The organism is Candidatus Collinsella stercoripullorum (assembly GCF_027669965.1).
GTDB classification, from domain to species: domain Bacteria; phylum Actinomycetota; class Coriobacteriia; order Coriobacteriales; family Coriobacteriaceae; genus Collinsella; species Collinsella stercoripullorum.
This window is the reverse complement of the sequence record NZ_JAQECM010000061.1, coordinates 354-13,529: the sequence shown is the minus strand read 5'-3', so window position 1 is coordinate 13,529 and position 13,176 is coordinate 354. Positions and strand designations below refer to the sequence as shown.

At 71.7% G+C, this 13,176-nt stretch carries 9 protein-coding genes; 3 read left to right on the top strand and 6 right to left on the bottom strand.

Annotated elements, in window-relative coordinates; genetic code table 11:
• From PHA29_RS09545 to PHA29_RS09530, 4 genes are all read right to left on the bottom strand, one after another.
• On the bottom strand, positions 1-2,392 hold a 2,392-nt coding region (locus PHA29_RS09545), incomplete at its 3' end, for a DEAD/DEAH box helicase (RefSeq protein ID WP_408612048.1).
• A gap of 313 nt (positions 2,393-2,705) precedes the next feature.
• Complete coding sequence (locus PHA29_RS09540) at positions 2,706-3,788, bottom strand: endonuclease domain-containing protein (protein WP_270849379.1); 1,083 nt, start codon at positions 3,786-3,788, stop codon at positions 2,706-2,708.
• A gap of 191 nt (positions 3,789-3,979) precedes the next feature.
• Positions 3,980-4,840: a tRNA (guanine(46)-N(7))-methyltransferase TrmB gene (gene trmB / locus PHA29_RS09535; protein WP_270849377.1), complete on the bottom strand. Its 861-nt coding sequence runs from the start codon at positions 4,838-4,840 to the stop codon at positions 3,980-3,982.
• A gap of 233 nt (positions 4,841-5,073) precedes the next feature.
• On the bottom strand, positions 5,074-5,838 hold the full coding sequence (locus tag PHA29_RS09530) for a class I SAM-dependent methyltransferase (RefSeq protein WP_270849376.1): 765 nt from the start codon (positions 5,836-5,838) through the stop codon (positions 5,074-5,076).
• 105 nt (positions 5,839-5,943) lie between these two features.
• On the opposite strand from PHA29_RS09530, the gene PHA29_RS09525 reads away from it, so the two are divergent.
• The 3 genes from PHA29_RS09525 (at position 5,944) to PHA29_RS09515 (ending at position 10,254) form a co-directional block, all read left to right on the top strand.
• A complete protein-coding gene (locus PHA29_RS09525; RefSeq protein ID WP_270849375.1) occupies positions 5,944-7,881 on the top strand; it encodes an elongator complex protein 3 in 1,938 nt (645 codons plus the stop codon).
• Positions 7,882-8,904, top strand: a complete 1,023-nt coding sequence (locus PHA29_RS09520; RefSeq protein WP_270849374.1) for a spermidine synthase — start codon at positions 7,882-7,884, stop codon at positions 8,902-8,904. It abuts the gene before it with no gap.
• Positions 8,905-8,991: 87 nt separating this feature from the next.
• Complete coding sequence (locus tag PHA29_RS09515) at positions 8,992-10,254, top strand: CapA family protein (protein ID WP_270849372.1); 1,263 nt, start codon at positions 8,992-8,994, stop codon at positions 10,252-10,254.
• A gap of 9 nt (positions 10,255-10,263) precedes the next feature.
• On the opposite strand, the gene PHA29_RS09510 is transcribed toward PHA29_RS09515, so the two are convergent.
• Together PHA29_RS09510 and PHA29_RS09505 are read right to left on the bottom strand one after the other, a co-directional pair.
• Positions 10,264-12,720 (bottom strand): DEAD/DEAH box helicase, encoded by a 2,457-nt coding sequence (locus PHA29_RS09510; RefSeq protein ID WP_270849371.1) that lies wholly within the window; start codon positions 12,718-12,720, stop codon positions 10,264-10,266.
• Between the two features lie 221 nt (positions 12,721-12,941).
• The coding region (locus tag PHA29_RS09505) for an ATP-binding cassette domain-containing protein (RefSeq protein WP_270849368.1) at positions 12,942-13,176 on the bottom strand (235 nt) is incomplete at its 5' end.

Genomic DNA, 13,176 nt, shown 5'->3' with positions numbered 1-13,176 from the left:
CCGCGTCGAGCTCGCCGAGCGCGGCGGCGTCGTCCGCGGCGGCGAGGCTCACGCGGCGGATGAGGGCGTTGCGCACGAGCAGCGTGCAGCCGCGGCGGTCCGCCACCACGGCGTCCGCGGCGACCGGCGGCGCGGCGTCGAGCGCCGCGGGGTCCCCGGCCGCCTCCCATTCGTCCACGAGGCTCGAGTCGACCGAGCGCACCATGAACCCGAGCCAGGAGATGATGTCGCGCAGCCGGTCGTCGCGCTTCTCGAGCGGCACGGTGCGGTCCAGGGAGCGGAACGCCTCGGCGAGGTAGCGCAGCAGGATGCCCTCGGACCGCGCGATGCCGAGCTTCTGGACGTAGCCCTTGAAGTCCGACGCGCTCTCCAGCATGTCGCGCAGCACCGATTTGGGGGAGAGCGCGTAGTCGTTGGCCCACGGCACCTTCTCGCAGTACGCGGAGAAGGCGGCGTCGAGCTCGTCCTCCAAAGGCTTGGGGTAGGTGACGTCCGCGATGCGCTCAAGGCGCTCCTCGTACTCCACGCCGTCCGCCTTCATCTCGGCCATCGCGCGGTCGCGCGCCGCGCGCTCCTGGGCGCGCAGGACCTGCTTGGGGTCCTCGAGCGTCGCCTCGACCATCGAGATGAGGTCCATGGTGTAGGTCTCGCTCTCGGGGTCGAGCAGCTCGAGCGCGGCCAGCAGGAAGGGGGAAAGCGGCTGGTCGAGCGCGAAGTCGTCGGGCAGGTCGACGGTGAGGGTGTAGTCGGGCGTCCCGTCCGCGAGCTCATCGCGCACCACGACGCCGCTGTCGATGAGGGTGGCGAAGATCTCGTCGGCGCGGGCCGACAGCGCGAGCTTCTCCTCGGGCGTCTGCAGCGACCTGCCGATCAGCTCGTCCACGTAAGCGCGGGCGTCCCCGCCCTGTTCGACCTGGGCGAGCACCATGGAGTGCGTGATGCGCAGGCGGGGCTTCAGCGTCTCGGGCGCCGCCTCGATGAGGCGGTCGAACGTGCCCTCGTTCCAGGTCACGAAGCCCTCGGGCGGCTTCTTCTTCTTGATCTTCCGCATCTTCTTGGGGTCGTCCCCGGCCTTGGCCATGAGCTTGGCGTTCTCGATGTCGTGCTCCGGCGCCTCGGCGATGACGCAGCCCTCCGTGTCGAAGCCGGCCCGTCCCGCGCGCCCCGCGATCTGATGGAACTCGCGGGCGCGCAGGCGGCGCATGCGGTGCCCGTCGAACTTGGTGAGCGCGGTGAGCACGACGGTGTGGATGGGGACGTTGATGCCGACGCCGAGCGTGTCGGTCCCGCAGATGACGGGCAGCAGCCCCTGCTGCGCGAGCTTCTCCACGAGCAGCCGGTAGCGCGGCAGCATGCCGGCGTGGTGCACGCCCACGCCGCACGAGAGCAAGCGCTTTAAGATCTTGCCGAAAGCGGTGGTGAAGCGGGTGCCCTTGGCGGCCTCTTTGATGGCCTCGCGCTGCTCCTTGCTCGCGACGCCGAAGTTCGCCAGCGAGCTCGCGGTGGACAGGGCGGCATCCTGCGAGAAATGGACGATGTAGAGCGGGGCCTCGCCGCGGCGCAGCGCGAGCTCGACGGTGCCCTCGAGCGCCGTGTCGACGTATTCGTAGGACAAGGGTACCGGGCGCGGCGCATCGGCGACGACATCGACCTCGGCGCCCGTGCGATCGCACAGGGCCTGCGCGATCTGCGTGACGTCGCCGAGGGTGGCGCTCATGAGCATGAACTGCGCGTGCGGCAACGTGAGCAGGGGGACCTGCCAGGCCCAGCCGCGATCGGGGTCGGCAAAGTAATGGAACTCGTCCATCGCCACGCTGCCCACGTCGGAGTCCTCGCCCTCTCGCAGCGCCTGGTTGGCGAGGATCTCGGCGGTGCAGCAGATGACGGGGGCGGCCGTGTTGATATGCGTATCGCCGGTGATCATGCCCACGTTGTCGCGGCCGAGCACCTCGACCAGGTCGAAGAACTTCTCGGAGACGAGGGCCTTGATGGGCGCGGTGTAGTAGGCCCGCTTGCCCTGGGCGATGGCCATGTACAGCATGCCGAGCGCGACGAGCGACTTGCCCGAGCCGGTCGGCGTGCCCAAGATCACGTGGTCGCCCGCGGCGAGGTCCATGAGGGCCTCCTCCTGGTGCGGCCACAGCTCGATGCCCTGGTCGGCAGCCCACTCGAAGAAGCGCTCGAAGGCCTGGTCGGGCGTGAGCCACGGCTCGGGCGCGCTGCCGTCTTCGGGCTCCCACCAGCAGGGGGCGAGCGACCCGAGCGAGCCCGCCGCCAGGGCCCCGGTCCCTGCGGAGAACGAGCTCGCGCTCGAGGATGCGATGTCGGTGCTGTCTGCCACGTGCTGCCCTTCTCCCGATGATGCGCGCTGGTGCGGATGCGCCGGTCGCATCCCATTATGGACCAAGCGGCGGCCGCCGTCCCTGCGCGGCCTCGACACGGCGCCGCTCGTCCAGCCAGCGAACTCCGATGCCCGCCGTCCCTGCGCGGGGCGGCGGGCCTCCGCCTGTATCTCGGGCCGATCCTTCCGTACCTGCCGCAGCGAAGCGGGGGGGGTGGTCAATTTCAGTGCGAATTGCGAACCTGCATACCGGCGCGGGCCTGTCTTCGCATCGGGATCTCCCGTGCATCGAAGGGCCGATACAAGATGTTGGGTGGGAAACCCCTTCATCGCACTACGAAGATGATGCTCAAGTGGTGGTAATTCACAATTCGTGCTGAAATTGACCACCCTGCTCCGGCGTCTCCTCATCGGAGTCGGAATCCGATGCAGGTTCATCCTCTGCATCCTGCTGTTTTATCAACGCGCTATGCAGAAGGGCCTGCCGCAGGGCGAAGACGGACGAACGGATCCTCAGCCTGCCGCCACTCCTTCGGGCGATGATCCGTGCAACGGATTCGAGTCTTCCGGGGTCGTTGAGCTGCGCCGCCGAGACGCGCAGCACGAGGATGCCCATACGGGCGAAGGCGACGTCGCGCGCGGTGTCGCGCCGGCGCTGTTCCTCGTCGTTGTGGTGGGCGCTGTCGTACTCGAGGTCGACGCGCGCCTTGATGAAGTACGCGTCGCATTCGTATTCAGGGGGACCGCCTTGCTCGCGGGCGTAGCTGTCAAGCTGGACGGTATGGTTGAGCAGCGGGAGGTCGAGCCCGTAGCCCCCGCGGACGATCGGTTGCGTGAGCAGGGCGACCGTCGCGGTCTCCCGGGGCGACCGGGAGCGCCCGAGCAGGTAGGGGAGCGCTTCTCGGACGGTTCGCGAGCCCTGCAACCTGCCCGCCCTGTCGAGGTAATCCTTCAACGAGTCGAGCGTCATGGCTGGCTCGCAGGGGTTGAAGTCCCCGTCGCCGTCGGGTGGCAGCGTGTAGAGCCCCAGCAGCTCGAAGGCGATTGCGACCAGCTCCTCGCGCTTGATGGTGGCGGCGAGCTGGATCAGGCACAGCTCGGGTCGGCAGACGTACACGCCCTGCGATACGCGGAGCAGCGATCCGTCTGGAGGGAGCCTGGAAATCAGATGGGGCCGCACGCCGATCCGGGGCACGCGCGAGCCGGCGTTCCCGACGAGGATGTCGAGCGGCTCGCGGGGCGCGCCCGACTCGGGGTCGGCGTCGGCGGCGATTCCGAGTGACCTAAGCTCCTCGAGGTCGGTCGCGCTGCTGCGGCAGTCCGAGCGGGCGAGGACGTGTTCCTGCTCATCCGAGGTGCAGGCGCGCCAGGGGACCTCGCCGCGCCAGGTGCGCGAGCTGCGGAGTGCGCGCAGGGCGCTGAGATGGCTGTACACGGTAACGCTCATGGGGCGAGTGTGCCACAGGGCGCGATGCGCGGCGCAAAGCGCGCCTTACGGGTTTCGGGGCTATCCGATCGGCGGTGGGCGTCCTCTGCGGCACCGGCCGGCCAGGTGCCGGCCATCCGCAAGCCCGCCATGCCGGGTTCCCGACCGATTCGGCGTCAGTCCGCTGAGCCAGGTTCCCGACCGGTTCGGAGTCAGCCCGCCGCGCCAGGGATGCGCGCCTTGCCCTTGCGCTCGCGGTTGCGGAAGTTCTCGACGGCGGCCTCCATGCCGAGCGGCACGTAATCCAGGGAGAACAGGTCGTCGGGGAGGTAGGCCATGAGGCTCTGCTCGGCGTCGCGCCCCGCCTGGACCCGATCGGGCGAGGGCGCCGGTGCGAGCGCGGCGCAGATGCCGTACACCGCCGCCCCGCGTGCGGTCAGGCGGCGCTCGTATTCGGTCTCCGGGAAGCCGGGGTGCTCGCGGCCCACGTCGGCCGATGTCCACAGCGCACGGTACCCCGCGGCGTCGAACTGCCCCTTGGCGTACTCCCACAGCGGCTGGCTGTCGGTGCGCAGCGTGACCGTCGCGCCCGGCGCCAGCAGCGGGCGGTAGGCCAGTAGGCGGTCGACGTGGACGAGCCGCTTGCGCGCGTGGTGCCGCTTGGGGTGCGGGGTGGGGAAGTTGAGCGTGATGCCCGCGAGCTCGCCCTCGGCGAAGACCCGCGCCAGCGCGTCGGCGCCGAGCGGCACGATGACGGCGTTGGGCAGGTCCCGCTCGGCCACGGTCTGGGCGGCGTAGGCTATGCAGACGGGTTCGGCGTCCATCCCGATGTACAGCCCCTCCGGGTCCCGTTCGGCGCACGCGACGACGAAGGCGCCCTTGCCGCAGCCGAGGTCGAGGTGCACGGAGCCGTACCGCCTCAGGGCGCCACCCCCGTCGACGGCGAGCGGGCAGCAGGCCTCCGCCCAGCGCCCCTTATAGGCGCCGGCGTCGCGTTCGATGGCGCCGGCGTAGCGCTCGAGGCGCTCGTCGAGGTCGAAGTTCTTCGGGAGGCGGATATGCGTGATGCCCATGAGGTCCCTCCATGCGCAGGGCGAGCGGTGTCGTGGATGGCAGCGCAGCATTGTAGCGAAGGCGGGCGCCCCCTTCGATGCGGCGCGGGGAAGCGCGGCATATCAGCACAGCTCGGGCACGGGGTCGCGGGACCCGGCATCCCCGCACAGCTCAGCGGGGATGCCGGCACCGTCGAGGGCATGCGCCGGCAAGCGGCCGTGGACGGCACGTGCGCGTGCGCGGCGCCCGGCGCTCAGCGCCTCCGGCAGACGAGGTACCGGTTGAGCCGACCCGTCCGCCCGTCTGCGCAGAAGCGGTCTATCTCGTCCACGCCGAGGCGGCCGAGCTCGGCGGAGATGCGGTCGATCTCCGATTCTCCCGCATGATGGCAGTACCGCAGGGCGGAGGCGTCGTCCTGCCAGCCGAGGAAGTGGTCGCCGGCCTCCAGCCGCGCGGCGCGGGCGCCGAGCAGGTCGGCGGCGCGCGCATCGGCGGCCCCCGCCTTCGCCGCCAGGCGCGGGTCGTCCATGAAGCGCCAGAAGGAGCAGGCGAGGAGCCCGCCCGGGGCGAGGCGGCGCGCGAGGGCGCGGGCGAGGCCGAGCCTCAGGTCGATGCCGGGGACGTGATGCATGAAGCCGAAGCAGGCGACGAGGTCGCACGAAGGGACGCCGGCGAGCGGGTCGCGCCCGGCGAGCAGCTCGGTGAGGACGTCGGAGCGACGGTAGCGCACATCGAGCCCGTCTGCGGCGGTCGCGAGCTCGGGGCAGGAGTCGACGGCGAAGAAGACGGGCGCGCACCCGCGGGCGCGCTCGGAGAGGAACCGCTCGAAGCGCAGGTTGCCGCAGGCGAGGTCGAGCACGGCGGGCGAGCTTCCCGGCGCGAGCGCGTTCCCGGCGAGGTCCGCCACGCGCTGCCAACCCGGCCACGGCGCCTGCCTCGTGGCGGAGAACGACGCCGCGTGCGCGCGGTAGAACGCGCAATCGAGCTCGATCAGCGTGCGCGCGAGCGCCTCGTCCATGGCGGCCTCCGTTCCCGATCGGTGTGCGCGGCCGCGTCTTCCGGCCTTCGCCCCATTGTAGCCCCGGCGCGGGGACGGCCCGTTCCCGCATAGTACAATGCGGCCATGGAAGACATCATCTTGGACATACTCGACGCCCTGCGGCGCGGAGAGAACGTGGACGACGCGGCCCTCGTCAAGCTGGTGAACGCCCGGGCGCGCCGGACGGGCGCGGACAAGCGCGCCTTCGCGAAGCGCCGCCTGCTGCCCTACTGCCAGCGCGTCAGGAGCGAGGAGCCCGAGCGCTGGGCCTCCTGGGGCGTGACGCCGGAGCTCGAGGAGCGGCTGCTCGCCGTCCTGCGCATGAAACCGCGCCGGTCGGCGTCGGGCGTCGCGACGATCACCGTCATCACCAAGCCCTGGCCGTGCGGCAGCGACTGCCTCTATTGCCCGAGCGACGTCCGCATGCCCAAGAGCTACCTCGCCGACGAGCCCGCCTGTGCCCGCGCCGAGCTCAACGCCTTCGACCCGTACCTGCAGGTCTCCGCGCGCCTGACGGCGCTCTCCCAGATGGGCCACGCCACGGACAAGATCGAGCTCATCGTGCTGGGAGGCACATGGAGCGACTACCCGGCCCCCTACCAGACGTGGTTCGTCACGGAGCTGTTCCGCGCCCTGAACGACGACGCCCGCGCGGGCGTCGCGGCGAACCCCGCCCTCGCCGCGCCGGGTCAGGACGCGGGCGCGGTCCTGGCGAGCGAGGACGACCTCCCGCCGGGCGTGGTCGAGCGCCGCGCCCGCTACCGCGCCTGCGGTATCGCCGTGGACCCGCGGACCTCTCGGGACGCGTCGGAGGGCGCGGGCGACCCCGGGGAGGGCGCGCGCGGCGCCGCCCGGTTCCAGCGCGCGGTTGACGACGGCGCGCTGACCTACAACGGCGCGGTGCGCGAGCTGTACGGCGCCAGCCCCGCATGGTGCGCGGCGGCGCGCTGGCAGGTCGCGGACATGGCCGACCTCGAGCGCGCGCAGCGAGCCAACGAGACCGCGGCGCACCGCGTGGTCGGCCTCGTGATCGAGACGCGCCCCGACGCCGTCTCGCCCGCATCGCTCGCCCTCATCCGCCGCATGGGCGCGACGAAGGTGCAGATGGGCGTCCAGAGCACCTGCCAGCGCATCCTGGACCTCAACGACCGCGGCATCTCGGTCGGGCGCATCCGGGAGGCCTTCTCGTGGCTGCGCCTCTTCGGGTTCAAGGTCCACGCGCACGCCATGGTGAACCTGCTCGGCGCGACGCCCGACGGCGACCGGCGCGATTTCGCGCGCCTCGTCGGCGACCCGGGTTTCCTGCCGGACGAGGTGAAGCTCTACCCCTGCGCGCTCATCGCCAGCGCGCGCCTCACGGAGCGCTACGCCGACGGCAGCTGGGCACCCTACACGGCCGACGAGCTCATGAGCGTGCTCGTCGACGACGTCCTCGCCACGCCCGCGTACTGCCGCATCTCGCGCATGATCCGCGACTTCTCCGCCGGCGACATCCTGGCGGGGAACCGCAAGACCAACCTGCGTCAGATGGTCGAGGAGCGGCTGCGGCGCCCCGGCCCCGACGGCGCCCGCCGCGAGGTGCGCGAGATCCGCTTCCGCGAGGTCGGGACATCCGGGGTCGACGTCGGCGCGCTCTCCCTCGACGTCGTCCCCTACGAGACCGAGGGGACCTCCGAGCGCTTCCTGCAGTGGGTGGACCCCGAGGGGCGCATCGCTGGCTTCCTCAGGCTGTCGCTGCCCGACCCCGCTCTCGTCGCCCGCCATGCGGCGGAGCTCCCCGTCGCGCCGGGCGAGGCGATGATCCGCGAGGTGCACGTCTACGGCATGGCAACGCGCGTCGGCGCGGAGGGCCGGGCGGCGCAGCACCTGGGGCTCGGACGGGCGCTCGTCGAGCGGGCGTGCGAGCTCGCGCGGGATGCCGGCTACGACCGCATCAACGTGATCAGCGCCGTCGGGACGCGGGAATACTACAGACAGCTCGGGTTCACGGACCACGGGCTGTACCAGCAAAGGAGGCTCTAGATGATCCTTCGGAGAAGGCCCGTCGCCGGACCCGTCCCCCATGCGGCGTCCGACGAGCGCATCGTCGACGCTCCCGTCAGCCCGCCGTTCGGCCGCTCGCCGCGCGAGGTCCTCGAGCAGGTGACCGGCACCGTCCTCATCCTCGTGGTGGCGCTCGCCTTCCAGCTCGCCGGAGTCTCCGGACCCGCCGGGGTCGCCCTGACCGTCATCGTCGCGGCCGCCGTCGCGATCTCGTGGGCGTGGCTGCGCTTCATGCCGCATCCGGTGCGGACCGGCGCCGGCCTCGCCCTCGTCAGGACGCGCCGCGCCGCCGACGGCTCGCGCATCCGCGTCCTCTCGCTGGGAGGGGTGTGGCAGTCCGCCACCTACCTGGACGGGCGCCGCTTCGACCCGGTCTTCGCCTACCAGCGCGCCTTCGACGCCGCCTTCGACGCGGAGGGCGAGATGCGCGACCGGTTCGGCCACGGGCTGCGCCGGGTGCTCGCCATCGGCGGGGGCGGCTTCGCCTGGCCCAAGCACGCCGTGGCGCGCCATCCCGAGGTCGAGGTGGAGGTCGTCGAGATCGACCCGGCGGTGATCGGCGCGGCGCGGCGCTGGTTCTTCCTCGACGAGGCAGAGGAGCTGGCGGAGGGGCGCCTGCGCGTGCGCTGCGCCGACGGGCTCGCGGTGCTCGGGGAGACGGGGGAGCCGTACGATGCGATCGTGAGCGACGCCTTCTCGGGCGCCGAGCCGGTCCGCGCGCTCGCGGCCCTCGACGCCGTCCGCTCCGCCCATGCGCGGCTCGCCCCGGGCGGGGTCTACCTCGCGAACGTCGTATCGCGTGACGACGGACGCGACCTGGGCTTCCTGCGCGATTCGGTGGCCACGCTCACCGAGGTGTTCGCCTACGTCAAGGTGGTGCCGGTGAGCGACGAGGAATACGGGGGCGAGGACAACTACCTGGTCGCGGCGTCGGACGCCGACTACCCCCTCGCAGGCGCCGTCCCCTTCGACGAGGGGTTCCTAGGCGATGTGATCCGTTGAGGGCCGCGCCCGCGGGCGGGCCCCTGTCCGGATGCGGGCCCCTTCCTGCTATGATGGGGGCGTGGGAACCGGATGACGGGGGTTGAGATGATGCGCACAGGCGGGCGCGATGCGCGCGATGAGGCGGGTCGGGGGATCCGGGGCGTGACGCGCCGCGGCCTCGTCGCATCCTTGGCGGCCGCGACCGCGGCGCCCCTGCTCGCCGGCTGCTCGCTGCTCCCCGGCGCCGGACCCTCCGGGGAGGCCGAGGCGCCGCGCTTCCAGCTCGCGACGGTGTTCGACAGCGAGCCCGCATCCACGAGCGCCACCCTCATGATGGTGGGCGACATGCTCATCCACACGAGCGTCTGGAAGAGCGGGGCGCGTCCGGACGGGACGTACAACTACGACCACTTCTTCGCGAACCTCGCCGACGAGTTCTCGGGCGCGGACATCTCCATGGTGAACCAGGAGACGATCCTGGGCGGCACCGAGCACGGGCTCGAGGACTTCCCGTATTTCAACAGCCCCCAGGAGCTGGGCGACGCCGAGGTGAAGGCGGGGGTGGACGTCGCGGTGTCGGCGACCAACCACGCGCTCGACCATGGGTTCGACGGCATCTGCTGGGCGCTCGACTACTGGCACGGCACGCACCCCGAGGTGGTCGTGCCCGGTATCGCCGCGACCGAGGAGGAGGCGCTCGAGCCCAAGATCGTCGAGCGCAACGGCATCAAGGTCGCGATCGTCTCCTACACCGAGATCACCAACCTGCTCAGCCCGCCGGCCGACAAGCGCTGGTGCCTGAACATCCTGCGCGACGCGGACATCGCGGCCGATGTCGCGCGCGCCCGGGAGGCGGGGGCCGACATCGTGGTCGCCTGCCCGCACTGGGGGACGGAGTACGTCTACCGGCCGGATGACGCCCAGCCGCGCTGGGCGTCCGACTTCGTGGACGCGGGCGTCGACGCCATCATCGGCACCCATCCCCATGTCCTGCAGCCGGTCGAGCTGCTGGAGGGTCCCGACGGCCGCCGCGTGCCGGTGTTCTGGTCCCTCGGGAACTTCGTGTCGAGCCAGATCGAGAAGCCGCGGATGGTCGGCGGCATGGCGAAGCTCACCTTCGAGAAGGGCCCCGAGGGCGCGCGCGTGACGGGGTACTCCCTCACGCCGCTGGTGACGCACCGCGCCCTGGGGACCGACATGAGCGTCTACCGCCTGTCCGACTACACCGAGGAGCTCGCCGCGCGCAACTACGTGCGCAACGCGGAGGGCTGCGGCGACTTCACCGCCGCCTACTGCCGCGACCTCGCCTCCCAGATCCTGGGCGAGGGGTACGACCCGGAGGCGTGCGTCCTCACGGGCACCCTGTAGGGGCGACAGCTAGGCGAAGGCGCGCTCCCACTCCGCCACGCGCTCGCGCATGCCCTCGATGTCGAGGACCCCCTCGGCGAAGCCCTTGCGCACGAGCTCGGCGGGCAGCAGCTCGTCGTACTTGTCGAAGTAGGGTACCTCTCCGGGGTAGACCAGCTCCATGGGGTCGAAGTCCGCCCGTGCCTGCTCGGCGACCACCCGGTAGAAGGTCGCCTCATCCGCCTTCATGCGGAACTGCATGAAGTAGGGGCGGGACGGGTCGAGCCCCTTCAGGCCCAGCTCGCCGGCGCACCTGATCTTGAGCAGTCGCTCGAGGGCGAGGAAGGCGTAGCTGCCCAGCCACGGCAGCAGCGCCCAGGTGTCGCCTCCCAGGTTGATGAGCGGGCGGTCCGTCAGATGCGCGTTGGCGGCGACATGGCGCGCCTGCGCCAAGCGGGCCCGCGCGTTCGCCATGAGGTAGGGGTATCCGCAGCTCTCGGTGAGGACCCGGCGCATGCGGTCGAGGACGTGCGTGTCGATATCGCCCGCGCAGTCGCCGAAGTACGCGGGCACGCGCCCCTTCACCTGCGTGCAGTAGACCAGGTGGCGCTTCCAGTCCACCTCCTCCACGATCCAGCAGTGGCCCGCGATGGCGATGCGCTCCCCGGCGGGTGGCGGGTTCACGATCGTGCCGAGCTCGGAGGACTCGCAGCGCACCGTGAACTCCTCGTTCTCCTGGAACACGGCGTAGAACTTGAAGGAGTTCGTGATGCGCTCCCCGGCGAGCCCCACGATGAGGCCGCCGCCCTCGGTGAGCTCGACATGGTCCGTCTCGATCAGATGGCGCAGAAGGACGCGCAGGTCGTCGGCGGTGACCCGGTGGAAGTAGGACAGGGTGAGCACCCGTCCGGCGAGTTCGGCGGGGGTGAGCTCGCCGCAGCTGGCGAGGGTCGCCATCACCTGGTGGTAGAGCAGGCTGTAGGGGAGCCGGTCGAGCTGGGGCGGCTCGACCCACTTGTCCTCGCGGTACAGCTGCACGAGCGCGATGCCCTGCAGCAGCTTCCACGGTATGGTCTCCGGGAGCATCGAGCGCGGCTCGGGCTGCTCCTCGCGCATCACGAAGTGCATCTCGGGAGGGAGGTCGCGCCTGCCGGTGCGGCCCATGCGCTGCAGGAACGACGAGACGGTGAAGGGGGCGTCGATCTGGAAGGCGCGCTCGAGCCTGCCGATGTCGATGCCCAGCTCGAGCGTCGCGGTCGTCACGGTCGTGAGCGCCACCTCCTCGTCGCGCATCAGCTCCTCGGCGGTCTGGCGGAAGGAGGCGGACAGGTTGCCGTGGTGGATGAGGAAGCGGTCGGGCTCGCGCCGCGCCTCGCAGTACTGGCGCAGCACGGTGCAGACCGCCTCGGCCTCCTCGCGGGAGTTGACGAACACGAGGCACTTGCGCCCGCGGGTGTGCTCGAAGATGTAGGCGAGCCCCGGGTCGGCGTCGGCCGGCGCGGTGTCGGTCGGGGCCATGAGCTCGGTCTCGGAGACCTCGGGGACGGACACCTCGGGGTCCGTCCGCCCCCCGTCCGCCCCTTGTCCCCCGGCGCCGGCCCCCGCCGCGCCGCCGGCTCCCCGCGCGGGCGCCAGCTGGGCCGGCGTCTCGGCGCCCTGCGCCCGGTCGAGCAGGTCCTCCAGGTCGGGGACCGCCTTCTCGCCGCCCGCCCCCAGCCGCTCGCAGCTCACGACCTCGGCGGGCACCGCGGCACCCGCCTCCGCGGCGCGCTGCGTCGCCTGGGGCCCGGTGATGTAGAAATGCTCCATGGACAGGCGCCAGGTGCGCCGCGGCTCCTCGAAGCGCGGGATGATGCAGCCGCGCCCCGTGCCGGAGGAGAGGAACGCGCCCGTGCGCTCGGGGTCCCCGATCGTGGCGGACAGCCCGATGCGGCGGGGGTTGACGCCCGCCATGCGCGAGAGGCGCTCGATCAGGCAGAGGGTCTGCCCGCCGCGGTCCCCGCGCAGCAGGGAGTGGACCTCGTCGATGACGACGTAGCGCAGGTCGCCGAACAGGCGCCCGACGGCGGAGTGCCGGTGCAGCAGCAGGGCCTCGAGCGACTCGGGGGTGATCTGCAGGATGCCCGAGGGCTGCTTCAGCAGGCGGTGCTTATGGGAGGCCGCCACGTCCCCGTGCCAGTGCCAGACGGGAATGCCCGCCTCGTCGCACAGGTCGTCCAGGCGGTGGAACTGGTCGTTGATGAGGGCCTTGAGCGGGCCGATGTAGAGGGCGCCGACGCTGGCCGGGGGATCCTCCCAGAACTGCGTGAGGATGGGGAAGAAGGCCGCCTCGGTCTTGCCCGAGGCCGTCTGCGCGGTCAGAAGGACGTTCTCATCCGTATCGAAGATGGCGTGCGCCGCGGCTACCTGGATGGAGCGCAGACTCTCCCAATCGTGGCTGTAGATGAAGTCCTGGATGAACGGGGCGTAGCGGTCGAACGTTCCCAAGGGCCCTCCTTCCCCGAGCTCGTCTCGGCACGGACCCGCCGCCCCGGCGCGGAGGCGATGCCGCCCGCCGCCCGGGGCGGGTCCCTTCGGCCCGCACCTCTCACGTAGGGGCAGTATACCACAGAAGGGAACAGATGTTCGATGCAAAGCAGGGGTGAGACGGCGGGGCCGGGGCGCCGTCCCGCGGGCCGCGGGCGGGACCCGGCCGCCCGAGCGGCGTCTCAGCGGACGGCGAGCACGCGCGCCCCGAGCGCCGCGACGTCCTCGCGGTCGTGGGTGGAGGCGATGAGGGCGCGCCCGTCCAGATGGCGCACGACGAAGGCCGCGGCCTCGCGCCGCGTGGCGTCGTCCAGCCCGGTGAAGGGCTCGTCGAGCAGGACGACGGCGGAGGGGGCGCAGACCGTGCGCGCGAGCTCGACGCGGCGGCGCTGCCCGCCGGACAGGTCGCGCACGGGG